This window comes from Shewanella sp. VK101 (assembly GCF_056497865.1).
In genome coordinates this window covers 1,949,591-1,973,875 of sequence record NZ_CM151402.1, presented here as the reverse complement: position 1 = coordinate 1,973,875, position 24,285 = coordinate 1,949,591, and the positions used below count along the sequence as shown (strand labels likewise).

Genomic DNA, 24,285 nt, shown 5'->3' with positions numbered 1-24,285 from the left:
TTTACTTTAGACATGTCGGCCCTCGATAATTGTTTGCCAGGCTTTTTCAATAAAGGGCAACAAACAATGGCTCTTGTTTAACTATATTTAACTAATCCACGCAAAAACGTGGAGGCCTACAACGGCATAAAGAATCATTGTGTCTAAATACCTAAAGTAGTCAGTTATGGAATTCAAAGAAGAATTAAAGTCAAAGTCACCACCTAGAATTAAGAAAGCTGCCCAAAAGATAGCCAAGAGTAAATTTGGTGGTTATGAACAACTATTGCTGGATGCTTTAAAGTGTTTGGTAGAGAGGCCAAACTCCTGGCAAGCACAATCTGAAGTAATAAGAGCTCTTGGCTTCGTTGGTTCTAGTTTATCTCTTGAATATCTAAGAGAACTTGAAAGCAAGAGTCATGATGCAACAGTTCTTTACAAGGATATAGGTTTTGCAATTTGCATGATTAATGATGTGAGCAATGATTCATTCTCATACATTTTGAACATTCTCGATACAGAGAATGACCTTTTGCTTTCAGGGGCATGTGCTGCAATTTTAACGTCGGGCATGGTACCAGATGAAAAGACGATCAATATGCTATTAAGCTCCGTCATTAAAAGAGATTCGGATGAAGGTAAAGTAATAACACCTAGATGTTACATTGCTGCAGCTTGCTACAATTGGCCTCAAGCTTTAACTAAAGGTTTTCTTTTAGCATGTACTGAATCGAAATGGGGCGGACTCATAGAAATCGCAGAAAGCTCGCTAGCAGGTAAAAAGACAAAGTATGTACTCGTGTAAGTTGTACTAGCTCAGACCTGAGCTGACAGTTACCCGATTTTGGGTGCCGTTGTCAGATTAGATTTGGGCTAAATTCTTTTCCGCCCAAATCCGTTTTCCATCAATTAATGTTGCCATCGGTGTGCGGCCGCAGCACATTTTGCCTTGATGGGTGCGTTCATTGTTATACAGCACCAGCCATTCGTCCAAGTCTTTTTGCAGTTCCTCCAGTGTGCCGTACAGCTTTTTGCGGAACGCGACCTGATAGGCCTCATTCAGGATGGTCCTGTGAAATTAGGGACACAAATAGCCTTTACAAGCAATCAACCACACAACTTCGCGCTTTGGTGTGCCAATCAGCCTATGGACAATCTGGATTCGTGTGTGGAGGTCGTTAGATAAGGCGCTGGAACATATCAACAACACCAAACAACTGTTGCTTGCTGCACAGAGTGATGACTCAAAGATGTTGGAAGTAACGCGCATTGAGCTGGATCAAGGCTCGTACATAGACCTTCCAGGTACCTTATATATCAATGACTTCCTCATCCCCAATTTTTACTTCCACATGGTTACGGCCTACGATATTCTTCGCCATAAAGGTCTGGACATAAGCAAACCGGACTACATGCTGCATCTTGCATCCTTGGTGAAGCAGGCATGAAGCTCGACTGTTCATGTAAGCCAATACAACTTAATTAAGACATCAAAAGAAATGGATATGGAATACAGCAGAGAAAATATTGAGCAACTGCTAGAAGGAAAACTGCAGGAAGCGGTAGATAATTTTGGTAAAAAAGAGCTAAGAATCATTGATATAGGCGTGTTTCCCTGGCACTCGGAGATTAGCGTATCCTTTCTCTTCAGCGAAGATTCGGCAGAGGAAGATGATATCGCAGCATGGCCCTATTTTGATTACTCCAAGATATTTGCAGGAGATTGGGAGCAAGCCAGAGAATTAGCCAAGAAAATGAATGAGATGTGGGCTATCAATAATGATCCAATCCCATTCTTCTCGGATTTCGGTTCTGCATTAACATCTGACCGAATATCGAGCGTTATAAAACGGTTTAATCTGGCACCGGACTTCAGGATACAAGTACTGAACCCTGATGATCCTAATAGTAAGAACTTCTGCACTTAGTGAGTCGCCGCAACCTTCTGCCAAAGCGGCAACTGCAAATTAGGCCTCTCTCTACAAACAGAGTGCCACGAGGACTTGTTCGCACCTTCCTTAGGTATACTGACCACTTGCGAATGTTTGCCAGTATTTTACGGTAAAACTCGGCAAGCATGAGGCGGTCGATTAATCGAATACACTCGAAAACACTAGGCTTGATACCCACAGGGGATTATTAAGTCAGGACGGATAAATAAGTGAACGAAGCAGTAATACTGAAATTAAGGACACTCATGGCATGCATCAGGGAGAAGAGAACCGCTGATGCAATCGACTTTCTATCAATGAACACTGAACTGGTTCAGTTACAAACGCCATTGGGCAGCTTTCTTCATATTGCCGCTGATAATGACAACTTGGAATTGTGCCAGGCTTTAGTCAAGCTGGGAGCCGATATAGATAGTAGAGACAATATCAGTGGTAGCAGCCCAATCCATAGGGCTGCTTCGAATGGCAACGAAGATATTTTGAACTACTTCATCGGCCTTGGCGCAAGGCTCGATACTTCTGAGCCAGACCGTAATCCCCTTTTTACCGCAATTCATTATGGCCACGTCCATATTGTGAAGCGGTTGGTTGAGGCGGGCATAGATACCAGCATCCGTTATACCGGCCAGACGATGAAGGACATGGGAGCCCTCGAGTTTGCCCATGAATGGGGCCGCACTGAGATTGCAGATTACATCAAGCTCATCAGCTAACCTCCCCCTTCAACTTTGCTGTTAGCACATTCTTCAGCGCCGAAAAGGTTTCCATAATTCGGGCTCCGGCATCTTGTGCCCCCTCTTCTTCGTAGTCCAAGAAAGCCACAAAGCACAGCCGACTCGACTACACTCAAAGCTGAACTCAAAGCGGCTCAAGATCTGCTGGCCGGCGATCTTCACAGCCGAATTGTCAGCCCCTCAGTCTCAGGAGAACCTATCTATGAACTCCCCTTTTACTACCCATGGAGCCTTAAGTTGGCACGAACTGACCGCCAATGACTCTGAGTTGGCGATGCGGTTTTATGGTGAGATTTTTGGATGGAGCTTCAAGACGATGCAGTTGCCACAAGGCCCCTATCACATCATAGAAAATGACGGTATCAGCATAGGTGGCATCACAGACAGCCCGGCGCCGGCCATGCCAAGTAACTGGACTGGTTACATTACCGTTAAAGATGTCGACGCCGTCGCCATTAAGGCCAAAGCACTGGGGGGCGATGTACTCTACGGCCCTGAGGACATTCCCCAGGTCGGCCGCTTTTGTTGGATAAAAGACCCCTGCGGCGCCATTATCGCCGCCATCACCTACAGCAGCCCAACCAAAGGATAAAGACGGGCAAAGGCAATAGCCTTGCCAGGATTCAGGTTTGCTGAGCTGATACTGAGCATTCAAGGTCTTTACAACCTTGGTTATTGCCCTCTTGTGAATGCAATGTTCAGCGAAAAGCGCTCTTGATCATTGCAACATGAGTTAGGGAAGGTGCGAACAAGTCCCATGCGTGCTCTGCGTCGGCTTACAGGCCTGGATGCAAGGCGTGGTTCGCAGCAAATGGCCTTAGTCCTTTGCAAGAAGTACAACACAGCAGGCAGGTCTGTAAGCCACGCCCTTCGGGGCTCTCACAGCAACTGGCTCTCTGCGTTATCCGACTTCGACAGGCCCCGGCATGCCTTCAGTCAGATGCCTTGAATGCCAATTGCTGTGTAAGCCAGAGTGCCGCGAGGACTTATTCACACCTTCCTTAGCTAAGTTTTCTTTTTGTATCATGTATGTATCGAGCAAGATAACAAAAATCATAGGTTCAGAAGTGACTTACAAAGCATACCGAATACGCGTTAGAATAACGCCAAATTTTTGCCGCAAACCTGCTTCAAGGGATCTCACACCGCTATGCCCAATGTGCTGACTCAGCTCTTTTCACGCTTTCGCCGGGCGCCGCTCGCCATCAAAACAGGCATCTATCTGCTCATCGGGTATGGCCTCTACGCCCTGTTGCTTGGTGGGCTCGCCCCCTGGGTGATAAAGTCGCAAGCCCCAAAGCAACTGCAACAACTGCTCGGCCGTCAGGCGAGCCTGAACGATATCAGCATCAATCCTTTCCTTCTCAGAGTCCGTCTGGATAACTTCGCCCTGCAGGAGAGCGACCCACAGCAAGTCTTTGCATCTTTCAGCCAGCTTGAGTTGGAGCTGGCATTTTGGCGCTCGCTGACCCAAGGGGCCATCGCCATAGATCATATCTACCTCGTTGATCCGCAAGTGAATGTGCAAAGGCTGGCGTCAGAGAATGGCCAAGCTCAATTCAACTTCAGCGATATGCTTGCCCACCTTGAAGCCAATCAAACACCGCAAGCCGAGGCTACAGAAGACGCCTCTGAACCGCCCAGAGTCATTGCCCGGGATATCCGGGTAACAGAGGGTAAGTTCGCTTATATGGATAAGGTCGCCAATACAGAGCTCAGTTACGACGAGCTTAATTTCAGCCTGCAAGCTTTGGATACCAAGGCTTATAGCCTCAGCTTGCCGGAAGACGAGAACGAACCGGTACTGGCGAAAGATGCCAACCGCTATGCCCTGTCGTTGACCGGCAGCGATAACGGACAATTGCAGACTCAGGGACAGTTTCAGCTGCAGCCTCTCGAAGTCACCGGTGAGCTGCAACTGGCCAAAGTTTCCCTGCTACCCTTCTGGCCGTTTGCCGATGGGTTTATTGCCGCTAAGCTCAGTGACGGAGAACTCAGCTTCCAAAGCCAGTACCAGTTGAAACAACAACAAGATCAACTGCATTACAGTACCCACAAGGGCCGGTTTATTCTGGAAAATCTGCTCTTCTCCGACCAACAGCAAGCCAGAGTCAAGTTGCCGCTGTTGGCACTGGATAACATTCGGATGGACGGCGACAACCAGAGTGTTGATATCGACGAACTGGCGCTGCAAGGCCTGTGGGCCGATGCCCGCTTGGATAAGCAAGGCCTGGATCTACAGCAGCTCTTTATGCCCGCCACAAATGCCAAGCCCGATGACACCGCGGCCGAGGCACAAGTGGAACCAGCACTAGCCCAACCAGAGGCGGCAGATGAAACCGAGGCGTTAAATAAGGCCACAGCGAAAGAAAAAGCCACAGCGCATACAGCCGCAGAGCCAAACAAAGCCCAGGAGCAAGACAAACAGTGGCTGCTGACTATTGGCAAAATCAGTCTCAAACAGGCCGATCTCAACCTGTTTGAGCAGCAGCAAAGCGATGGTGTCCACTGGCGTGTCTACCCATTGGATATCACCACAGGTCCAGTGCGTTCCGATCTCGAAGGAAGCATAGACTACCAGTTGCAACTGGCACTGAGTTCTGATGCCCAAACCCAGCCGGAAACCAGCCAAGGCCAGTTCAGCTCCACCGGCGCGATAGATGCCAAGGCATTCACTGTCAATGGCGAGCTGACGCTGACTGAGCTGGAGTTGCAGCAGTTCCAGCCCTATCTGACGCCCTATCTCAATATGCAGCTTGAAAGCGGCAAGTTGAGCACTAAGGGCAAGTTCACGGCCAACGCCGAGGGGAAGGCCCATTTTCAGGGACAGGCCGGAATTGGCAAACTGCTTATCAAGGATGGATTGGCATTTGAGCCTCTGCTGAAATGGCAGAATATGGCGATAGATGCGATGAGCTTTGATTCCGAAGCAAACAGCCTAAAAATCAGCAATATATTGCTGGAACAGCCATACGCCAAAGTAATGATCACCGAAGATCAGCGCACTAATATCGGCGAGCTGATCCGCGCCGAACCACCTGGTGATAACTCGGCGGCTCAGTCGCAGACAAAACAAAGCCAGGAAAACGAAGCGCCACAGCAAACGGCCGCCAAGGAAAAAATCAACACCAAGGCCTCGACAGATAAGGCATTTAAACTGGATATCGGCAGCATTGCCATCAAAAACGGCTCGGCCTATTTTGCCGATAACTCCCTCACCCCTAACTTTGCTTCAGGTATCGAGGCGCTGGAAGGCAAGATAAGCCACCTGTCTTCTACCCCGGGAACCAAGGCCAGTGTCGATATCAAGGGCAAGATAGACAAGTATGCTCCAGTCACCCTAAGGGGAGAGGTGAATCCGCTGCTGGAGAAACCCTATCTGGATCTGGATTTGGTATTCAAGAGTGTCGAGTTGACCTCGGTGAATCCCTATTCGGGCACCTATGCCGGTTACTACATAGACAAAGGCCAGCTGTCTTTAGCGCTCAACTATCAACTGGAAGACAACCAGCTGAAGGGAGACAATCATCTGGTGATAGATCAGCTTAAGCTGGGTAAACCCAGTGATTCCGATCTGGCCACCAGTTTGCCGATTACCTTGGCTATCGCCCTTTTGCAGGACAGACATGGGGTGATAGATCTTGGCTTACAGGTTTCAGGAGATCTCGACAGCCCAAGTTTCAGCTTCGGCAGCATAGTGATGACCGCCATCACCAATGTCATCACCAAGGCGGTCACCGCCCCCTTCTCTTTGCTGGCCGGTCTGGTTGGCAGTGATGAAGAGCTGAACCTGGTCGCTTTCCAACCCGGTATAGCCACGCTGGGCGCTGACGCCGAAGATAAGCTGAGCAAGCTGGCCAAGGCGCTGGATGACAGGCCCAAGCTGCAATTGAGCATAGAAGGCAGCGTAGCGCTGCGGGAAGACAGTGAGGCACTGGCAGAGCAAAAACTGCAGCTGCAACTGCTCAAGGCCAGCAAGCTTGCAGCCCTACCGGACGAGCTGAGCGCCAGTCGATTCCCTACCCAGGGTAAGCTGGCAGATGCCCTGGTGGAATTGTTCGAGCAACAGCTCAAACTGGATGCCGATGCGGAAAAAGACAAAGTGAAGCAAAAACTTGCCGAAAAGGCCGACGGTGAAAAAGTCGATGAAGATACCCTGCTCACCGTCTGGCATATGGGCCTTTACAACCAACTGCTCAGCGCTCAGGAGATCAGCAATAACGAGCTGGCTAATCTGGCTCAGGCCAGGGCCCAGGCCATCAAGGCCTTCCTGGTGGACAGAGCAGCCGTCGCCGCGGAAAGAGTCTTCCTGCTCGACAGCAAGACAGAGATGAAACAGGATGCATCTCAGGCGATTCTGTCACTGAATGCCGATTAAAACCTATTGAAATCACCTAAGAAAGGCTCCTATGGGAGCCTTTTTCGTATTCATGACGGATTATTGAACTGGTAAAGTGTTACAGAGCTGTTATTATCGCCGGCAATCAATTCAACCAAAACCAATAACCACAAATGCCAATAAGTCTGCAACAGATAACCCGAGACAACTTTGAAATCGTAGGCGAGCTTACAGGAAGGTGCGAATAAGTCCCATGTGTGCTCTGCGTCGACTTACAGGCCTGGATGCAAGGCGTGGTTCGCAGCAAATGGCCTTAGTCCTTTGCAAGAAGCACAACACAGCAGACGGGCCTGTAAGCCACGCCCTTCGGGGCTTTCACAGCAACAGGCTCTCTGCGTTATCCGACTTCGACAGGCCCCGGCATGTCTTCAGTCAGATGCCTTGAACGCCAATTGCTGTGCAAGCCAGAGTGCCACGAGGCCTTATTCGCACCTTCCTCAACCCAAGCCGGAGCAACGCGAGCTGCTGGCCGATAATATGCTTTCCATCGCCGAAGCCCAGTTTTTTCCTTTCTATGTGCCCAAGGCGATTTACCTGGACGACACTCCGGTAGGCTTTTTGATGTATGAATCGCTTGCTGAAGAAGGCAAACCCAACGATTACAACATATTCCGCTTCATGGTGGCCGAAGGGTATCAGCAAAAAGGCATAGGCAGCCGCGCGATGGCTCTGGTACTCGAGGAGATCCGCACCCAGGAAAATGCGCAGCGGGTGCATATCTGCTATGCAGATGAAAACCAAACAGCAAGAGAGTTTTACGCCGGTTTCGGCTTTGTTGAGCAAGGGCCGGATCCGGAGGATGAAGATGAAATCATCGCTACCCTTGAACTCCAAGTCCGGGCTTGAGTTTCACCACCACTGAGTTAAACTGCCTGCCGTTTCAAGCTTATATAGAGGATGCTTATGTTTGTTATTCGTTGGATCCTGGGGCGGATTATTTTGCTGCTCAACTTTGTTTTTTCACCCAAGGGCCTTAAGCGGCAACCCGAGCAGCAGGCGGATATCGATGAACAATGTCGTAGCCTCAGCCTGTATCAGTATCCGGCCTGCCCTTTCTGCGTCAAGGTAAGACGAGCCATGAAACGCCAGAGCCTGAATATCACCACCCTGGATGCCAAGCAGGAGCCACACAAGAGTGCCCTGCAAAACGGGGGCGGCACCATGAAAGTTCCCTGTTTGAAAATAGAACAAGCCGGTGAAGTGACCTGGATGTATGAATCCAACGACATCATCAGCTATCTCAATCAGCGTTTCGGTTGATCAATCCCTTGCCTGCCGTGCCAATACGGCAGGCACAGCTTGTTCCAAGCTTTATTCCTGTGTATCGTCCCAACAGTAATTATTAATCAGGGACAGAGTAAATGGCAGCAGAGCAAAACCCACGCAACATAGAGTCAGTCTTGGCTCATCAAGAACAGACAATCCCTACGGAACTGGCCTCAGGAATGACGCCTCCACCGCCCGTAGCAGAAGCAGCAAGCAATGAATCCAGCTATCCCATCTATGTCGGTTTTTGGGAGCGACTGGCGGCAACCCTGCTGGACTCACTCATGTTGATGTGCATCACAGTGCCACTGACTCTGCTAGTCTTTGGCATTGATGCCATATTGGAGAACGATGCCTTAATCTTGGGCCCGCTCGATGTTGTGATCAACTACCTGTTGCCTTTCATCTTGATCATCTTGTTCTGGCATTATAAGTCGGCGACTCCGGGCAAGATGGTGCTAAGAGCCGTCATTGTTGATGCCGACACTTTGCAAAAGCCATCAACCGCCAGCCTGATAGTGCGCTATTTAGGCTATATCCCCTCTACTCTGGTATTCGGCCTTGGCTATCTCTGGGTGGCCTTCGATCCCCGGAAGCAAAGCTGGCATGACAAACTCGCCGGCACCCTGGTGATCCGCGCGCCCAAAGACTAAAGTCACACCTGTCAGTGGCGCCAGAGATAGACCCGGTCCGAGTAATCGTAGAGCCACTCGGGCCGGTAAACTACCAATAGAGTCACTGCCATGCCGTTGAGTAAAGCCTCCGGGAACCCAAGCAGCGGAATAAGCAGCAGATAGTTATCCACCAGGTAAGTGGCACTGTAATCCGTGCTGGCCCAGAGATAAGTTGACCAAGCGAGAATATGGCTGACGACAGATAGCCCGGCATTGAGAAAACCTGCCACAAAAATGAACACAAACAAATGTTTGGGTAATTTATGATAACTCAAGCTGTGTACTGTCAATGCCAATAAAAGCGGCAGGCAGACAGCAAACAACATCATGGGGCCCAGCATCCAGGGCTGGTGATAGACAAACAGGCAAAAGAAGCTTACAGGTAACAGCATCAACACGGACGCCAAGCGCCAGCCGAACATCAACATCAGGGTTACCAAGGCCAGAAAATGAGCGTGGATCCCCTCGGTAACACTGGCATTGAGCAGCCAAAGGCCATTAATGGCCAAGGTACTGAGCAGCGCCCGCCACTGCAAGCTCTTGTCCGCCAGCAGTTGTTGCCAGTCCCGTTTGGGCCAGATCCAGGCAAACCAGCCAACGAGCAGAACCAAATAGAGGATATCCGTCAGCCCAGGTTGCCATTGCACCTTATCGAAAAGATGTTGAAGATACTCGAACATAACCTACCATCCGGTTATCAAACAAAGGCGGTAGAGGTCGATGCTGCGCTGACTTATCACGCCGTTAATGCAATTGTGCTTATTCTGCAGTAAGTTAACGATAATTTGTATCTCCAAAAAAATAATAAGGATAATCACCCCAGCTTATGCGTGCGCTTTTTCTGTTATTACTGCCACTGCTGCTTTGTAGTTGCAGCTCAAAACCCAGCATAGATCCGGCCGATTTTGCCGGTGCCATCAAAGACAGTTTCCAGACGGATATCAAGGCCGATGGCTTGAAGCTCTTTACCTATACGGCGCGGCTGATAACGCCCGATTCTGGCGGCAGTTACAGGATAAGTGTCCAGGCACCACGTACGGCAAAGGAGATGCGCCAACAACTGGCTATCAGAGAAGCCAGGCAAGCCGTGTTTGAACAGCAACTGCAGCTTGGACTCGATAATACCCTCAAAATGAATCAATATTGCCGTGAAGGTTTTTATGAACTCAGTCGTCTGCTGCAATCCGACAGAGGGGAGATCCGCGGGGAATGTCGGGATGGCGCCAGTGAGATGGACAGGAGTCGCTTCGGCAACAAGTAATTTTTTTGAAAATAAGCCTCAAATTTGCTAGTTTTGCCGCAATTTCCCGCTTCAGGTGTATTTGAGATGGAACCCACAGGAATTATTCAGGAGATAGAAGAGTCGGTTAACCGCAGCAAGGTTAATCGTCAGTTGTTGTTGGCCACCAGTCTGTCGGCCGTGGTCGCCATGGCTTTATTGCTGTTTGGCGATCAATATGCGCACCTGTGGCAGGATGAAAGCGCACTGCAACTCAGCCTGTTCCGCCCCGGTTTTTTGTTGCTGATAGTCTCGGGGCTGATAGTGATCCCCACCAGCGTGGTAGAACTTATCAAGGCTGCCAAAACGCCGGATAGGCCACTGATGTTGGATATGGCCCTGCTCAGTATTGGGGTCGCGGTTTCCATGAGCTATATCGGTGTCTTCATGACCCTGTTCCTCTAAGTAGGCTCCAGTCATCGCGGTATTCAAACACCGACACTGAGACAGTTTGAGCTTGTTGCCCGGCCGCCGGCAGGCTAAAATGCCTGCCCTTTGCCCATCCAAGTGGGAAGTACCAGGAAATTTAGCATGAACAAGCGACAAAAACTGACCAAAAAACTGGCCAAGCGTGCCAAAGCCCGGGAAAACAAGAAAGAGATCCCCAACTCAGGCCCAGCCAAACAGGGTTACATCTCCAAGGCCGAGCGCGCCAAAATCGCTGCCGCCGAGCAAGCAGAAAACAATGCTGTTGAGCAGCCAGATAACGGCGCTACTGAAAGCGCTGCGGCCGCGACTTCCCAATCTGACACCCAATAAAACGTTTCCAGGCCCCCTCTTTAAACGCATGAGCCGTTCCCGGCATTAAGACCTCTCCCGCTGGGGCGAGGTAGCCTGGGCACTGGCTATCGGCTCCAGCTCTTCGGTCATCTGCCCCATCTGGGTACAGGAAGACGACAATGGACTGCTGGAGGCCATGGAGAGTTCCTCCTCATCAAGCCTGTCGGCCTCAAGACCTTGCTGGCGGCCATTGGCGGCCACTCTGGCAACCAAGCGATAGGCGGTGATCACCGCCAATACACCAAAGAGCACTGAACCCAGTGCCTGACCAATCAAGACTCCATATACCCCACCGAGCTCGGCTCCCAGATAAACAAATGGCAGCGTCCCGATAGTGGCCTTGCCCACATTGAAGGCGGTCGAATACTTGGCTTTACCCAGATTGTTGAAAGAGGCGTTGGCCACAAACAGTGCGCCGTTGAACAGGAAAAACAGCGCCATATACTGGCAGAAGAAACGTACCAGCTCGGCAGAATCCCCGCGCATGTCGAATGCCAATACCAAAGGCTCGCGCAGCAACCACAGCAGCAGCGACATACCAAGCACATAGGCGATACAGAATTGCAGCGCCCTTGTCAGGCATTCGCTGAGCCTGTCATAGGCCCTGGCGCCATAATTCTGCCCTATGATGGGCCCTATGGCGCCGGAAAGCGCAAAGATCATTCCAAAGGCCACAGGGGTCAAACGCCCAACGACGGCCCAGCCGGCGACGAAGCTGTCACCAAAGTCGGCAATCGCCCGGGTCACTACCGCATTGCCTATGGGGGTGGCCACATTGGTCAGCATGGCCGGCCCTGCGATGGCAAAAATGGCGCGCAGATCGCCGCGAAAGCTCGCAAGTTCGAAACGGCTCCAAAGACCGTGTTTGATAAACACACCTCTTGCCGCGATCAGCAGCACACTGAGGCGCGCCAATACCGAGGCGGTAGCCGCGCCTTCTATGCCCATGGCAAACAGGAAAATAAAAATGGGGTCAAATACCGCATTGACCGCGCCGCCCGCCAGGGTCGATAGCATGGAGAGCCTGGCATCACCCACGGCGCGCAGGGCGCTGCCAAGCGCCATCGCCAAACAGATGACCGGCAAGGAAGGCACCAGAATATACAGATAATCGGCGGCAAGCTCAGCGGTATGTCCCCTGGCGCCCACCAGCGCCAGCAGTTCAGGGATCAGAGCCGTCACCACTATCGCCATCATACTGGATACCAGCAGAGTTACCATGGCGGCATTCAGCAGCAAGCGCTTGGCCCCTTCTGTGTCTCTGGCACCTACGGCGCGGGACACCAGTGCCCCCAGCGCAATCGACAGGCCGATACCTATTGAAGTGGTAAAGAAAGAGATGGTACCGGCATAGCCCACGGCCGCCGCCAACTCCAGCTCTCCCAGCATGCTGAGGAAGAAAATATCCAGCAGGTCCACCACAAACAGTGCCGAGATCCCAACGGCCGCAGTAGAGCTCATCACCAAAATGTGGCGCAGTATATTGCCTTCAACAAACTTAGCCTGAGTGACGGCTTGAGTGGCTGCCTTAGCAGATGATTGGTTGTTTGACACCCTAGTCCTTGTTTTCTTCCGGAGGTGGCTCCAGTTCACTGCCACAACGGTTACAGTAGAGAGCATGGTGATCATGCCCGGTTTTCAAGCAGTTGGCGCAGCGGCGCAGATCGCGGCTACGGCCCATCTCCTGGGAGATTTCAGCGGTGAGGATCCCCGTGGGAATGGCGATTATCGAATAACCCAAGAGCATGGTAAACGCCGCTATGGCCTGGCCGAGTTCTGTCTTGGGAGTGATATCACCGTACCCTACTGTGGTAATGGTCACTATGGTCCAATAGACAGACTTGGGGATCGAGCTGAAGCCATTGTCCGGGCCTTCGACCACATACATGATGGCGCTGAGCACCATAATGATAAGACTCACAGAGAAAAAGAAGATAAACACCTTGCGACTCGACTGCAGCATCGCCTTGAGCAGCAGGTTCCCTTCACTCAAGTATCTGAGCAGCTTGAGTACCCGAAAAATTCTGAACAGCCGCAGAATACGGATCACCAGGGTAAAATTGGCCCCGGGGAAGAACAGCGCCAGATAACTGGGCAGGATACTGAGCAGATCCACTACGCCGTAAAAACTGCGGGCATAACTCAAGCGATTGCTGGAACAATAGAGCCGCAGCAGATATTCCAGAGTGAACACCAAGGTAAAGGCCCATTCCAGTGCCAGGATGATATGCCCGAAACGGGCATGGATATCGGCCACTGTATCGAGAAAAACCAGGGCAACACTGAGAATAATGCAGATGATCAAACTGATATCAAACCAGCGGCCGGCGGGCGTTTCTGTACCAAAGATGATGATCCTGAGCTTACGCTTGAGTTCCGGCTCCGGCGGCGTATCTGTCATCTTATGTTGATTCATGCGCTAAGCTTTCCTTACTTTCCAACCAAACGGCACCTCAATCTTTACCCTTTCGAGTCTCACGCATTCGAGTTCGTGGCGCCGCGCCCAAAAGGCAGGGGCGTAAGTCTGCCACGCATTGGCGTGAGTGCCAAATATTCTCTGGCTGACGCTCTGCGACTCTCGGCAACAATCTTGTTCAAGGGCTTCAAGAGGGCCCCCTTTTTCAGTTATTATCCCGTCAAAATAACCATAATCAGAGCCAAGTGGTCATGGGCCCATCGTTTCGTCATATAGTTTATGCAATATTTCTGCTGGCGTTTGCCCAGTTGTACAGCCCCTTTGCCTCGGCACAGGTGGATTTGGTGCTGGTCAACAAGTCAGATTCACGTCTGAGCCTGATTAAGGCCGGTAAGGTCATCAAGGAATATCGCATCGCCATGGGGGATATGCCCAAGGGCCACAAATATCAGGAAGGCGATCAACGTACCCCAGAGGGCCGCTATCTGCTGGACTACAAAAAGGCCGACAGCGCCTTTTACCGCGCGATTCACATCTCCTACCCCAATGACGAGGACAGACTCAGGGCCAAGGCGCTTGGGGTCAGCCCGGGCGGCCAAATCATGATCCACGGCCAAAATCCCCGCTCTGGGTTAACTCCGGAAGAAGCGCAGCAGTTTAACTGGACCAACGGCTGTATCGCCCTCACCAATAAAGAAATGGATGAACTCTGGCAGTTGATTGAGCCGGGCACACCAATAGAAATTTGGCCCTGAAACAGGAATCAGATATGCAAAACCTTCAATCTCTGTCGCAATTGCTGGCAGACTGGCAAGCCTTTGCCGACAAAATCATGCCCCTGATTGAGCGCCTGGGACTCGAGCGTTTAAGCGAGTGCGATCACGTCGCGCTGCGGGTCAACTCTGTCGCCGCGGCAGAAAAGCTCAAGGCCGAGTTTGCCCAAGGTGGAGAAATTATCTCGGAAAACATCATCAACGGCCGCCCTATCCTGATCATACGTCTGCAGCAGCCACTGCAACTGGGTCAATGGCAAATTCCCTGTGTCGAGCTGCCCTTCCCCGGCGATAAACACTATCCCGAAGAGGGATGGGAACATCTGGAGCTGGTTTTGCCTGGTGGCGCCCAAAGCTGCGATGAACTGGCTGAGCAACTGCGTACTCTTTGCCCCCGGACCCAAGCCACACTCGATGGCGACACGGATATTAAACTCAAGGCCAGCAGCCCCAAAGGCGAAACCGAACACCTGGCCAACCCGACGTTGGCGTTCAAGGCCGGCGGTGTCTGCGTAAAGGTTCACCCTCACAGCATTCAGGCCATCATCGCCAGCGAGCATTAAGCGGCTCTGATGCCGCTTTACCCTTGAACGACCCGGTTGCGCCCTTCAGCCTTGGCAACATAAAGAAAATGATCGGCTTTATCCTGCAGATCTTTACCCGAGCGGCAACCAGCGGGGCCGGACACCAGGCCGACGCTGATACTGAGGCGGATAGGTTGGCCGCTCTCATCATGGAAATCTTCATCGGCTACTCTGGCCCGCAGCCGCTCCATCAGATTAACAGCCTGAGCCGGCGCGCAGTTTGGCAGCAAGATAGCAAACTCCTCACCACCAATTCTGGCAATGGCATCCGATTGGCGACACTGGGCCTGCATCAAGCCGGCCAGTTGCTTCAATACTTTGTCGCCGGTGGCATGACCAAAGCTGTCGTTGATTAACTTGAAATGATCCAGATCCAAAAGCGCCAGGCTGTAGTCTTCACGATTGAGCCTGGCCTGCTTATCCACCAGCTCCAATTGCGGCTCGAATCCACGGCGATTGAGTAACCCTGTCAGCGGATCGCGAAAGGCCACCTGTTGCCAGGCTTCCCTGTGCTGCTCTGATAGGCGCAACTGGCGATTTTGCAGGGCAATCCCCAGTAAGACCAGCGCATTGGCAAAACAAAACGCGGCCAGTTCCGCCGTTTCTGCCGAATACAATCCGGCATCGAAGGGCCCCAGCCCCTTGGCGCTGCCACAGATAACGACAATGAAGGCACCACTGCTGAGGCTGCAAGTCAGCAGGAAACTGCCCTCAAATGCCTGCATCACCAACACAGGCAACAGCAGATACAAGACCCAGGGTTGATTGCCAAATACCAGAGTGAAAATGAGTACTAAAGCCAGGATCGACAGCAAAGATGCCCGGATTTGCCGTTGGCTGATAAAAAACCGCTCAGACCACCCCAGATACACCTGATAAACCAAGACTATCCCCAGGGCATCAGCCAAAAACAGCATCACCACCATGGTTGGCCAGTAACTCTTGTCGATATAACCGCCCCAAACAAGATTTGCCGCCAGCAGGATACTGGACAACGCCACAGGAATAACGCAAGCGTAGATCCCAAAACCCAGTAACTCCCTGGCTCTTTGCAACCCCATGGGCAGAGCCCAACGCAGCATTCTGGCGGCCAAAAGTGGCATCAGGGCATCAATTGCGGCGGAGACCCAGGTGTGCAGCAAGGTTTGGCTCAGATGACCGTTATTGAGCCCGGGAAGATTGGCCAGAAAGGAGGCGATAAACAAAGGGACTATGGCGACGGCGCCAAAACGCAAGCACAGAATAAGCCCTATCCCCGAAGGTAACCATAGAAGGGTTATATTGCTCGGCTGCAATACCAGAGTGGCCATGCCCAGTCGGCCGCTGAGATAACAGACCAAACCTCCGAGCAAAAGCAGCAGCCATTCGTCGCGCCCCCAACGTCTCAAATCAGTCACTTATTCTTCCGGCTATATTCATAGAATGATTATAGCCAACCCCTTCTAAGCCTGTGGCTGACAAAGAAAAAAACAACGCCGCCTGGGGTTAAGTCCGGCGGCGTATGACATCGAGTGTGAGTCAGTCAAAGTAAATCGCTACTTTTTCGCGTCACTCTTGGCTTGCTGTAATACCTGACTCATTGGCGGCACTAAAGTGGTAGGATCCAGACGCACCTGATACCAGTTCACCCGCCAATCCAGATGTGGCCCTGTGGCTCGTCCTGTCGCCCCCACTTCGGCCACCGCCTGGCCCTGTTTCACCTCATCGCCCTCTTTGACATAGAGCTTGCTTAAGTGCAAAAAGCTGGAGCTGACGCCATAGCCGTGATCGATAATCATAGTGCCGCCGGAATAGAACATGTCCGGTACCGACAGGCTGATAACGCCATCGGCCGGTGCCACCACCACAGTGCCGGTTTTCGCAGCCACATCCACACCATAATGCGGTGTGCCTGGCTTGCCGTTGTAGACCCTTTGGCTGCCATAAACCCCTGAAATTCGCCCTGTCAGCGGCCAGATAAAGTCGTCGGCAAACGACTGCTGGGTACTGAAATGACTGCGGGCCGCCTTGACCTGAGCGCTGTCTTTGGCGGCGCGCTCCTGGGCCTTGGGATCCGGCTTCATGATTTTCTTGCTGATCCCTTCAACATACTGAATGCGATAATCCCGCTTGTCGAGTTTGAGGCTACGGCTCTCACTGCTGCCATCCGGGTAACTGAGTGTCAGCGTTTGCTCGAGCGCGGCCTCACGCTCAAAACCAAAGGCAAACCGGCCATCCGGCGTCAGTGTGATGCTCTCGCCATTGAGCTGTACCTCAGTACCCGGCTCTGTTCTGGCTCTGATCAGGGCCCCCTGCTCAAACTTGCCCTGAAACTGCACCCGTGATGACTCGGGTTTGATGTTGGGCTGAGGCTCAGACTTGGATTCGGCCTGCAGCATAGGACTCACAACCAAAGTGCCCAGCAGCATCAGCGGCAGCGCCTTAAAAGATGGGATTGGCATCTTGCTGTTATTGAACTTCACTCTTGCTCCTCTTTATCTTTACGCCCCATAGACCCCAAGGTGCGGTCTATTTGCGGATGCCTCTAGATGCTTTTAGGTTGGCTTTATTCCTGGCCCTGCTCAGGCCAGGCAGTATCTATCAGTCACCCTGATGCTGCGCCGATGCGATGGCGCCCTTACCTATACCCTCGAAGGCTACCACTTTAAAATGTTTGCCCGGCTCAAAGCCCGCCATGCTGTCGGCCATAAAATGAGCCAGCAATTCGACCGTAGTGTCGTGGGGGATCAAATCACAGCAGTCTCTTGGCATCGCCAACTGGAAATCCCCCTGCGGCGCCTGGTATCTGAAGCCAATATGGCTCTTGTCATCTATCTTGGTTTGGGGTGACAGCTCAAGCTCGCTGACACCAACCACATCTTCTTCACTGCCAAGGTAGATATCTTTCCAACGTTTGGCCCAGTATTCATCCCATTTGGGCGCGGCGATACCATCGGCAAACACATTGACAGGACTGCGGTGGCCGTGAGCGATACGCTGGCAGTTACCGTCGTGCTTACGCAAGCCGTGACTGTAATGGTAATAGGGCGTTTCCAGCACCTCGTTGCGAAGTGTCAGGCTGATACCCTGAACATTGTCCGGCAAGGCATCTGTCAGCGCCTTGTGCAAAAACTGGTTAACGCTGTCAAAATCGATAATCTCGCTGGGGATAAGGGCGAAAGCCTGCGCCGGGCAAGCCAGGTGAATGCTGCCGCGCAGACTATGGAAGTCCATCCACACCTTGTCGCCCTGCTGTTGCCAGCGTACCTGGCTACAGGCGGTGGGCACCAATAAACGGTGATCGGCCACATCATCTATGGTTTGCTTTATGGTGCGTTTGACCTTGGAAAAGTCGAGCAACATGTTTTGCTCATCCAGGCCACCGTCGAGCAGCACATCGACTATCCAACTTTCGCCTACCATGCCGCGAAACGGGCACAGGTAAGAAAAATCAACCACAGTTAAATCTTTGACAAATAATTGCATTCTCGCTCCCAGGCAGATAAACAGTCCACCCATGTGTTATCGGCCGGCCGATATTGGCACCGATTGAACCGATACCGGCCAGGGTATCGGCACTTGACGTATCTTTCGCAAAAAGTCTGTGATCTTGTCCAAAAGCTCCACAGCTTTTTGCTTGAGTTTCCGGTATTATACGCAAGTCACTGCCAATATTAATAACGCTAATCAGGTATCCTATGAAAACCCTCATCTGCAACGCCCAATTGGTTAATGAAGGAACAATCCGTACTCAGGATCTGCTGATCGACAACGGCCGCATCAGCCAGATTGCCCCCCAGATCACGGCTCCGGCAGGGGCTCAGGTCATAGATGCTCAGGGTAAACACCTGCTGCCGGGGATGATCGACGATCAGGTGCATTTCCGTGAGCCGGGTTTCCCCAATAAGGGCACCATCGCCAGTGAATCCCGCGCCGCCGTGGCCGGGGGTATCACAAGCTTTATGGAAATGCCCAATGTTAACCCGCAAACCACCAATCTGCAGGCGCTGGAAGACAAGTATACCCGCGCGTCTCAAAGTTCATTGGCCAACTTTGCTTTCTATCTCGGCGCCACCAACGATAACCTGGAAGAGATTAAACGTCTCGATCCCAACCAGGCCTGTGGTGTAAAAATCTTTATGGGCGCCTCTACCGGCAATATGTTGGTGGATAACAGTGCCACTCTTGACGGCATCTTCGCCAACTCTCCTGTGGTCATTGCCACTCACTGTGAAGACAGCCCCACCATAGCCGCCAATGAAGCCGCCATGCGTGAAAAATACGGCGATGCCATACCTATGGAGCTGCACGGCGAAATCCGCTCCCGTGAAGCCTGCCTCAAGTCATCTCAACTGGCGACCGAACTGGCCATCCGTCACAAGGCACGCCTGCATGTACTGCATTTAACCACCGCCGACGAACTCTATCTGTTTGAGCCGGCCAAGCAACTGGCACAACTCAAGGGTGCCAACATTACCGCCGAAGTCTGTGTACACCATCTTTCGTTCAACGACAGTGACTACGCCCGCCTCGGCAGCCAGATAAAGTGTAATCCGGCCATCAAGACCCTTGCCGATCAACAGGCACTGATAGACGCCGTCAATCGCGACATCATTGACATTATCGCCACAGATCACGCACCGCACACCTGGGAAGAAAAGCAAGCCGACAGTTACTTCAAGGCGCCGTCCGGTTTGCCGCTGGTGCAACATGCACTGCTCGGCCTGCTGGATCTGCATGCCAAGGGGCACTTCAGCCTGGAAAAAATCGTCCAAAAGACCAGCCATGCGGTGGCCGAGCGCTTTGAACTCAAAGACAGGGGCTATCTGCGCGAAGGTTATCTGGCGGATCTGGTACTGGTGGATCTCAACAAGCCTTTCGAGGCCACGCTGGAAAACACCCGCTATCACTGCGGTTGGTCGCCCTTTACCGGCCACAAGTTTGCCGCATCTATCAGTGGTACCTGGGTCAATGGTAACCAACTGTTTGACGGCAGTCGCTTTATCGACAATACCCTGGGCCAACGCCTCACATTTAGTCGCACTTAATCGCTGATAAACCAAGGGCTCCGCGAAAGGAGTCCTTTTTACATAGACACAAGTATGCGTGATGCTGGTCAATATCTTGTTTATTTCAAGTCAATGCATAATGAATTCGGTAAACTGAAGCTATGCCAGTTGCTATCTTTTCCGGAATTTAAGGCCTTAACATAGCAAGTTCATGATTTTTATTATTTTCTAAGATAATCGAACATGCTGGGCAACCTTATTTTTAAGTAAGGTCACAAGAGCAGGATCCATCCGCTGGTAATTGTCAGGAATATCCAGACACACAAGCTTCTTGCCTTTCAGAAGCTCCTTAAACTTCTTTGCGACCTTAATCTTGTGAGACTTTTCCATGACAAAGATAAAGTCAGCCCATTGAATAAGATCGCCACTTACCACAGTTTCGGCATTAGGGAAGGTGCGAACAAGTCCCATGCGTGCTCTGCGTCGGCTTACGGGCCTGGATGCAAGGCGTGATTCGCAGCAAATGGCCCTAGTCCTTTGCAAGAAGCACAACACAGCAGGCAGGTCTGTAAGCCACGCCCTTAGGGGCTTTCACAGCAACCGGCTCTCTGCGTTATCCGACTTCGACAGGCCCCGGCATGCCTTCAGTCAGATGCCTTGAACGCCAATTGCTGTGTAAGCCAGAGTGCCGCGAGGACTTATTCACACCTTCCTTTGTACCGGCTCCAATCGCGTAACCCCCCTCAAATGCCGAGAAAACCTCTTCTCCGGTAGGGCTTCGCAAGCGATTCTCACTGCATACAAAAAGTAGATTCATGGTTAATTTATTTTCTCAGTCTGCATACCAGTTAACAGCGGCTTATGATCTAAACATAGCCTTACATCTGCTCATATCTGCTATAGGTTTATTGCTAACGGGATTAACGCTCGTTTCCTAATTTCAATGAGTTAGCCTATAAAAAACGGTTCTAAAAGTCTATTCCGCCAGTTATGCGGCAATGCGACTAAAAAACCTAAGTTTGACAAGCATTTTTCCCCAGTATCCGCCCCCTAAGGCACCGGCGGCAACGCATAGCACACAAAACCAGCGCCAATCCCCCTTATCAACCAAGCTGTGCTTCTCTTGCCCCGTCGCTCCGTGGTTTAATAACTTCCGCTGTAACCGAGTCTGGGTCGCCCGGACGGGCAGGGGAAGGTACAAGCAAGTCCCGGATATGCTTGGCTTAAAAGCTGGAGTCCTTGGCAACAGACCGATGAGTCTATAAACCATGCCCTTCCCTGCAGATGGCAAATTCAACACACTCTTGATTAAAAGGAATTCCCGTGTCCGTACGTTTTCGGGTTGAACCCCGCCATTGGTTGATCCTCGCCGCGTTGGCCATTGCTGCCTACGCCTGTTATCTATTGGTCGCTCCCTATCTGGGAGCGATACTGCTGGGATTTATCGTCTCCTTGCTGTTTTTGCCCGTGCACAAGCGCATAGAAGCGAAACTCCCCAAACATCCCAACCTGAGTGCATTGCTTTCCTGCATCTTGCTGACGGTGATCATCTTGATCCCCTTGCTGTTCATGCTGATTTCCGTGATTGAACAGGGCGTCAGCTCTGCCACCCATGCCTATCAATGGCTGACCCATGGTGGTGCCAAGGAGCTGTTGGAACATCCTTGGGTACAGTCGGCACTGGCGCTGGCCAATAAATGGCTGCCGTTTGACAGCATAGAGCCGCAGGAGATATTGCAAAAAGCCACCGCAGCGCTTACGGAGCTCAGCACCCGTCTGGTTGGCTTGAGCACGGCATTGCTCGGCAATATCACAGGTTTCTTTGTCAATTTCTCCCTGATGTTGTTCGTACTGTTTTTCTTCCTCAGGGACAACGAACAGATTATTGCCAGTCTCAGACACGTAATCCCCCTGTCCCGCAGTCAGGAAGACAAAATTCTCGATGAGGTGGAAAAAGTCGCCAAGTCGGCGGTACTCGGCTCATTCCTGACGGCCTTGGCACAGGGTTTTGCCGGTGGTATTGCCATGGCCATAGTCGGCCTGCCGGGATTGTTCCTCGGCTCCATGATGGCATTCGCTTCTTTTATTCCTGTGGTGGGTACCGCACTTATCTGGGTGCCGGCGGCGCTCTATCTGGCATTGACCGGAGACTGGGGCTGGGGGCTGTTCCTTTGCGCCTGGGGCATATTGGTGGTTGGCTCCATTGACAACTTCCTGAGGCCGATTCTGATGCAGGGATCTGCCGGAATGAGCACCCTGTTAATTTTCTTCTCTTTGCTGGGTGGCTTGCAGCTATTTGGTCTCATTGGTCTGATTTACGGCCCGATCATCTTTGCCGTTACCTTGGTGCTGTTCCGTCTCTATGAAGAGGAATTTCATGAGTTTTTGCAGCAGCAGGACCAAGCCTGAGTCTGCCGCTGGAAGCTTAAAGAGCCCCGCATTTGCGGGGCTCTTTGGCACTGATTTTAAGACTGCGTTCTTAAAGCCAATTGCATCTATCAACTGAACGCCAGGAAGGGCGAGATACACAGCAAGATACCAGTGGCGATAATCACATACAGGCCAACGCCCTTATATTTGTGCAGCGAAGGTACCCGGTAAACCAAATAGGCAGGGATCAGACAGCCCACCAAACCGAATACCGGGCTGCAGATGGAGGTGAAACTCAGCACAGGGGCATTCAGCACAATCGCACCCCAGGACAGCAGTATGGTGAATACCATGATGCCATACCCCACCAGCTTGGCGTTGATCTTCTCCTTGGGCATAACCCGCTGCAGTAGGTTCATGGTGATCCCCTGGCACGCCTCCCGAAAACCCAGATACACCCCGAAGTAAGCCGTCATCACGGCAAAGATGTTCAGCGTCAGGCTCAGGAGTTTCAGCGTCTGGCCAGGCATACCTTGAGCCACCATGGCCAAGGCAGAGATATTTTCCTGCTCGGCCCTCACAGCTTGCTCATGGCCCATCGCCAGAGTGAAAGAAACGGCGTAGAAGAACACGGTAACAAACAGCACACCAAAGGCAATATTCATGGCTCGCATCGCCTTGAAGCGCGCCACTTCAATCGACTTCTCCCGCGAACGATAAGAGATCACCATGGGGCTTAGACTCTGGATAAACAGAATGGAAGTCAAGGTAAAGGGCAGCATCACCACGGCATCACGGATCCAATGAGTCGTAGTGGGCACTGCACCGACATTATTGATATCCCACTTGTCGACCATCATTAAGCCGAGCAGCGCCACCACACCCAACTTGGTGAGCACCATAAGGGTAGAAATTTTAAATAACAGGTTTTCGCCGCGGGAGGCCAATGCGACCAGAAGACAAATAAGCCCCAGACCATAGAAGGGGTTTTCCGACAGCAGGCTCTTGGTGGCTCCAAAGCTTTGCAGGAAAGAGGCACTGTCATTGGTGATCGCCGTCGAGTAGACAAACACCCAGATGACCAACATGACAAAGTAGAGTGCGCCGAGAAATATGCCCCAGTTTTTCCCCAGATAGCCACTGATCACACTGGGATAATCCTGACATTCGCGGGACTCGGCCAGGGTATTGATAAACAACTTCTGAAACATGTACATGGCCGGATAACCCACCACGGCAGACAAAAGAAACACCCATAATCCCATTAACCCCACCTGCACAGGCAAAAATACTATGCCCGCGCCTATGGCCATGCCGATGGACATGATGATCCAGCCCCAGTCAGTACTGTCGAATCGGGTTGCTTCCTTCCAGGCCTGCGTGTCTTCCCGAGTAATTGTTGCGCCCCACTCTGATGTCAAAGTGTCAGTTTTCATATAACAACCTTAGTTATTGTTGGATACCCAACATGTTATTTTTTGCAAATATATTTGAACCAACTGACAGCAGCAACCAGATTTTTGCAACTTTTGCTGATGCCGAGAATTTAACCACAAAACCGCCAACTTATAAGATCACCGTCACACTAAAAGCAATTACAACCTACCTTTTTATAAAATAAATTTGCAAGAAGAAGCCTGTTTGCAAATAATTGTGCAGACAAAATCGCTTGTTACTCAAAAATATTTGCAAGGAATATCATGAAAAAGACTATCAATGCAGACAAAGCCCCCGCAGCCATAGGCCCCTATTCTCATGCAGCCGCTTATGGTGAGCTGCTTTTCACCTCAGGCCAGCTGCCAGTCTGCCGTGAACAAGGTGCTTTGGTCGAAGGTGGGATCAGTGAACAGTCCCGCCAATCGCTTTTGAATCTGCAATATGTGCTTGAAGCCGCCAACAGTGGTCTGCAAAACGTGCTCAAAACCACCTGTTATCTATCCGACATCAATGACTTTGCCGCCTTCAACGAAGTCTACAAGACCTTCTTCAAGCAAGACTGCCCTGCCCGCAGCTGTTTTGCAGTGAAAGATCTGCCCATGGGCGCCTTGGTGGAAATCGAAGCCATTGCCCATATCAATCCTTAAACCAGAC

25 protein-coding genes and 1 pseudogene are annotated in these 24,285 nt (G+C 51.5%); 17 read left to right on the top strand and 9 right to left on the bottom strand.

The features are described from left to right. Nucleotides 1-166: 166 nt before the first annotated feature. The gene (locus ACSHSR_RS08915; protein ID WP_145839950.1) at nt 167-784 is read left to right on the top strand and encodes a hypothetical protein; all 618 of its coding nucleotides are present in this window, start codon (nt 167-169) and stop codon (nt 782-784) included. A gap of 57 nt (nt 785-841) precedes the next feature. On the opposite strand, the pseudogene ACSHSR_RS08910 reads toward ACSHSR_RS08915, so the two are convergent. Next, a pseudogene (locus ACSHSR_RS08910) lies at nt 842-1,057 on the bottom strand (IS481 family transposase); the annotation flags it as partial. An 88-nt stretch (nt 1,058-1,145) separates the two neighbouring features. Between ACSHSR_RS08910 and ACSHSR_RS08905 the strand changes: the two are divergent. From ACSHSR_RS08905 to ACSHSR_RS08870, 8 genes are all read left to right on the top strand, one after another. Further along, nucleotides 1,146-1,427, top strand: coding sequence for a DUF1993 family protein (locus ACSHSR_RS08905; RefSeq protein WP_479631428.1), 282 nt, complete (start codon nt 1,146-1,148; stop codon nt 1,425-1,427). Between the two features lie 57 nt (nt 1,428-1,484). After that, on the top strand, nt 1,485-1,907 hold the full coding sequence (locus tag ACSHSR_RS08900) for a hypothetical protein (RefSeq protein WP_479631427.1): 423 nt from the start codon (nt 1,485-1,487) through the stop codon (nt 1,905-1,907). A 233-nt stretch (nt 1,908-2,140) separates the two neighbouring features. Next, a complete protein-coding gene (locus tag ACSHSR_RS08895) occupies nt 2,141-2,644 on the top strand; it encodes an ankyrin repeat domain-containing protein (RefSeq protein ID WP_054745716.1) in 504 nt (167 codons plus the stop codon). A gap of 223 nt (nt 2,645-2,867) precedes the next feature. Beyond that, the gene (locus ACSHSR_RS08890) at nt 2,868-3,257 is read left to right on the top strand and encodes a VOC family protein (protein WP_025889404.1); all 390 of its coding nucleotides are present in this window, start codon (nt 2,868-2,870) and stop codon (nt 3,255-3,257) included. 558 nt (nt 3,258-3,815) lie between these two features. After that, nucleotides 3,816-7,043 (top strand): DUF748 domain-containing protein, encoded by a 3,228-nt coding sequence (locus tag ACSHSR_RS08885; RefSeq protein WP_479631426.1) that lies wholly within the window; start codon nt 3,816-3,818, stop codon nt 7,041-7,043. Between the two features lie 216 nt (nt 7,044-7,259). After that, nucleotides 7,260-7,910: a GNAT family N-acetyltransferase gene (locus ACSHSR_RS08880; protein ID WP_479631425.1), complete on the top strand. Its 651-nt coding sequence runs from the start codon at nt 7,260-7,262 to the stop codon at nt 7,908-7,910. A gap of 57 nt (nt 7,911-7,967) precedes the next feature. Next, nucleotides 7,968-8,324, top strand: coding sequence for a glutaredoxin family protein (locus ACSHSR_RS08875; protein WP_025889405.1), 357 nt, complete (start codon nt 7,968-7,970; stop codon nt 8,322-8,324). 101 nt (nt 8,325-8,425) lie between these two features. Beyond that, nucleotides 8,426-8,983, top strand: a complete 558-nt coding sequence (locus ACSHSR_RS08870; RefSeq protein ID WP_240517100.1) for an RDD family protein — start codon at nt 8,426-8,428, stop codon at nt 8,981-8,983. An 11-nt stretch (nt 8,984-8,994) separates the two neighbouring features. On the opposite strand, the gene ACSHSR_RS08865 is transcribed toward ACSHSR_RS08870, so the two are convergent. Continuing rightward, the gene (locus ACSHSR_RS08865; RefSeq protein ID WP_107004949.1) at nt 8,995-9,684 is read right to left on the bottom strand and encodes an energy-coupling factor ABC transporter permease; all 690 of its coding nucleotides are present in this window, start codon (nt 9,682-9,684) and stop codon (nt 8,995-8,997) included. A 146-nt stretch (nt 9,685-9,830) separates the two neighbouring features. On the opposite strand from ACSHSR_RS08865, the gene ACSHSR_RS08860 reads away from it, so the two are divergent. The 3 genes from ACSHSR_RS08860 to ACSHSR_RS08850 all read left to right on the top strand — a co-directional run bounded on the left by ACSHSR_RS08860 (nt 9,831) and on the right by ACSHSR_RS08850 (nt 11,042). Next, the gene (locus ACSHSR_RS08860) at nt 9,831-10,265 is read left to right on the top strand and encodes a hypothetical protein (RefSeq protein ID WP_101059366.1); all 435 of its coding nucleotides are present in this window, start codon (nt 9,831-9,833) and stop codon (nt 10,263-10,265) included. Nucleotides 10,266-10,331: 66 nt separating this feature from the next. Beyond that, nucleotides 10,332-10,688, top strand: a complete 357-nt coding sequence (locus tag ACSHSR_RS08855) for a hypothetical protein (RefSeq protein ID WP_144221411.1) — start codon at nt 10,332-10,334, stop codon at nt 10,686-10,688. 126 nt (nt 10,689-10,814) lie between these two features. Next, a complete protein-coding gene (locus tag ACSHSR_RS08850) occupies nt 10,815-11,042 on the top strand; it encodes a DUF2986 domain-containing protein (RefSeq protein WP_025011444.1) in 228 nt (75 codons plus the stop codon). A 45-nt stretch (nt 11,043-11,087) separates the two neighbouring features. Here ACSHSR_RS08850 and ACSHSR_RS08845 read toward each other — a convergent pair whose 3' ends face one another. After that, entirely contained in the window at nt 11,088-12,524 is a 1,437-nt protein-coding gene (locus ACSHSR_RS08845; protein ID WP_243880994.1) for an MATE family efflux transporter, read from the bottom strand. 94 nt (nt 12,525-12,618) lie between these two features. Next, complete coding sequence (locus tag ACSHSR_RS08840) at nt 12,619-13,479, bottom strand: ion transporter (RefSeq protein WP_025011446.1); 861 nt, start codon at nt 13,477-13,479, stop codon at nt 12,619-12,621. Nucleotides 13,480-13,730: 251 nt separating this feature from the next. Between ACSHSR_RS08840 and ACSHSR_RS08835 the strand changes: the two genes are divergently transcribed. Together ACSHSR_RS08835 and ACSHSR_RS08830 are read left to right on the top strand one after the other, a co-directional pair. Then, the gene (locus ACSHSR_RS08835) at nt 13,731-14,234 is read left to right on the top strand and encodes a L,D-transpeptidase family protein (RefSeq protein WP_025011447.1); all 504 of its coding nucleotides are present in this window, start codon (nt 13,731-13,733) and stop codon (nt 14,232-14,234) included. Between the two features lie 14 nt (nt 14,235-14,248). Beyond that, nucleotides 14,249-14,815, top strand: coding sequence for a VOC family protein (locus tag ACSHSR_RS08830; protein WP_479631424.1), 567 nt, complete (start codon nt 14,249-14,251; stop codon nt 14,813-14,815). A gap of 17 nt (nt 14,816-14,832) precedes the next feature. Here the strand turns inward: ACSHSR_RS08830 and ACSHSR_RS08825 are convergent, their stop codons facing one another. From ACSHSR_RS08825 to ACSHSR_RS08815, 3 genes are all read right to left on the bottom strand, one after another. Further along, on the bottom strand, nt 14,833-16,233 hold the full coding sequence (locus tag ACSHSR_RS08825) for a GGDEF domain-containing protein (RefSeq protein ID WP_479631423.1): 1,401 nt from the start codon (nt 16,231-16,233) through the stop codon (nt 14,833-14,835). 138 nt (nt 16,234-16,371) lie between these two features. Further along, complete coding sequence (locus ACSHSR_RS08820) at nt 16,372-17,214, bottom strand: M23 family metallopeptidase (RefSeq protein ID WP_139190849.1); 843 nt, start codon at nt 17,212-17,214, stop codon at nt 16,372-16,374. 202 nt (nt 17,215-17,416) lie between these two features. Next, on the bottom strand, nt 17,417-18,301 hold the full coding sequence (locus ACSHSR_RS08815) for a 6-carboxytetrahydropterin synthase (RefSeq protein WP_071238803.1): 885 nt from the start codon (nt 18,299-18,301) through the stop codon (nt 17,417-17,419). A gap of 212 nt (nt 18,302-18,513) precedes the next feature. Between ACSHSR_RS08815 and ACSHSR_RS08810 the strand changes: the two genes are divergently transcribed. Beyond that, nucleotides 18,514-19,863 (top strand): dihydroorotase, encoded by a 1,350-nt coding sequence (locus tag ACSHSR_RS08810; RefSeq protein ID WP_028781667.1) that lies wholly within the window; start codon nt 18,514-18,516, stop codon nt 19,861-19,863. Nucleotides 19,864-20,052: 189 nt separating this feature from the next. On the opposite strand, the gene ACSHSR_RS08805 is transcribed toward ACSHSR_RS08810, so the two are convergent. After that, nucleotides 20,053-20,295 (bottom strand): hypothetical protein, encoded by a 243-nt coding sequence (locus tag ACSHSR_RS08805; protein ID WP_223828836.1) that lies wholly within the window; start codon nt 20,293-20,295, stop codon nt 20,053-20,055. 852 nt (nt 20,296-21,147) lie between these two features. On the opposite strand from ACSHSR_RS08805, the gene ACSHSR_RS08800 reads away from it, so the two are divergent. Then, a complete protein-coding gene (locus tag ACSHSR_RS08800) occupies nt 21,148-22,233 on the top strand; it encodes an AI-2E family transporter (RefSeq protein ID WP_028781669.1) in 1,086 nt (361 codons plus the stop codon). 89 nt (nt 22,234-22,322) lie between these two features. On the opposite strand, the gene ACSHSR_RS08795 is transcribed toward ACSHSR_RS08800, so the two are convergent. Beyond that, nucleotides 22,323-23,630, bottom strand: a complete 1,308-nt coding sequence (locus ACSHSR_RS08795; protein ID WP_025889728.1) for an SLC5/6 family protein — start codon at nt 23,628-23,630, stop codon at nt 22,323-22,325. Nucleotides 23,631-23,894: 264 nt separating this feature from the next. On the opposite strand from ACSHSR_RS08795, the gene ACSHSR_RS08790 reads away from it, so the two are divergent. Next, entirely contained in the window at nt 23,895-24,278 is a 384-nt protein-coding gene (locus tag ACSHSR_RS08790) for a RidA family protein (protein ID WP_208142848.1), read from the top strand. The last annotated feature ends 7 nt before the right edge of the window (nt 24,279-24,285 follow it).

Excerpts from the sequence above, each read along its gene's own strand:
- ACSHSR_RS08915 (WP_145839950.1), top strand. The coding sequence starts at position 167 with ATGGAATTCAAAGAAGAATTAAAGTCAAAGTCACCACCTAGAATTAAG.
- ACSHSR_RS08860 (WP_101059366.1), top strand. The coding sequence starts at position 9,831 with ATGCGTGCGCTTTTTCTGTTATTACTGCCACTGCTGCTTTGTAGTTGC.
- ACSHSR_RS08890 (WP_025889404.1), top strand. The coding sequence starts at position 2,868 with ATGAACTCCCCTTTTACTACCCATGGAGCCTTAAGTTGGCACGAACTG.
- ACSHSR_RS08840 (WP_025011446.1), bottom strand. The coding sequence starts at position 13,479 with ATGAATCAACATAAGATGACAGATACGCCGCCGGAGCCGGAACTCAAG.
- ACSHSR_RS08795 (WP_025889728.1), bottom strand. The coding sequence starts at position 23,630 with ATGAAAACTGACACTTTGACATCAGAGTGGGGCGCAACAATTACTCGG.
- ACSHSR_RS08830 (WP_479631424.1), top strand. The coding sequence starts at position 14,249 with ATGCAAAACCTTCAATCTCTGTCGCAATTGCTGGCAGACTGGCAAGCC.
- ACSHSR_RS08845 (WP_243880994.1), bottom strand. The coding sequence starts at position 12,524 with ATGAGCTCTACTGCGGCCGTTGGGATCTCGGCACTGTTTGTGGTGGAC.
- ACSHSR_RS08900 (WP_479631427.1), top strand. The coding sequence starts at position 1,485 with ATGGAATACAGCAGAGAAAATATTGAGCAACTGCTAGAAGGAAAACTG.
- ACSHSR_RS08820 (WP_139190849.1), bottom strand. The coding sequence starts at position 17,214 with ATGCTGCAGGCCGAATCCAAGTCTGAGCCTCAGCCCAACATCAAACCC.
- ACSHSR_RS08805 (WP_223828836.1), bottom strand. The coding sequence starts at position 20,295 with ATGGGACTTGTTCGCACCTTCCCTAATGCCGAAACTGTGGTAAGTGGC.
- ACSHSR_RS08865 (WP_107004949.1), bottom strand. The coding sequence starts at position 9,684 with ATGTTCGAGTATCTTCAACATCTTTTCGATAAGGTGCAATGGCAACCT.
- ACSHSR_RS08870 (WP_240517100.1), top strand. The coding sequence starts at position 8,426 with ATGGCAGCAGAGCAAAACCCACGCAACATAGAGTCAGTCTTGGCTCAT.
- ACSHSR_RS08815 (WP_071238803.1), bottom strand. The coding sequence starts at position 18,301 with ATGCAATTATTTGTCAAAGATTTAACTGTGGTTGATTTTTCTTACCTG.
- ACSHSR_RS08810 (WP_028781667.1), top strand. The coding sequence starts at position 18,514 with ATGAAAACCCTCATCTGCAACGCCCAATTGGTTAATGAAGGAACAATC.
- ACSHSR_RS08790 (WP_208142848.1), top strand. The coding sequence starts at position 23,895 with ATGAAAAAGACTATCAATGCAGACAAAGCCCCCGCAGCCATAGGCCCC.
- ACSHSR_RS08850 (WP_025011444.1), top strand. The coding sequence starts at position 10,815 with ATGAACAAGCGACAAAAACTGACCAAAAAACTGGCCAAGCGTGCCAAA.
- ACSHSR_RS08885 (WP_479631426.1), top strand. The coding sequence starts at position 3,816 with ATGCCCAATGTGCTGACTCAGCTCTTTTCACGCTTTCGCCGGGCGCCG.
- ACSHSR_RS08855 (WP_144221411.1), top strand. The coding sequence starts at position 10,332 with ATGGAACCCACAGGAATTATTCAGGAGATAGAAGAGTCGGTTAACCGC.
- ACSHSR_RS08835 (WP_025011447.1), top strand. The coding sequence starts at position 13,731 with ATGGGCCCATCGTTTCGTCATATAGTTTATGCAATATTTCTGCTGGCG.
- ACSHSR_RS08875 (WP_025889405.1), top strand. The coding sequence starts at position 7,968 with ATGTTTGTTATTCGTTGGATCCTGGGGCGGATTATTTTGCTGCTCAAC.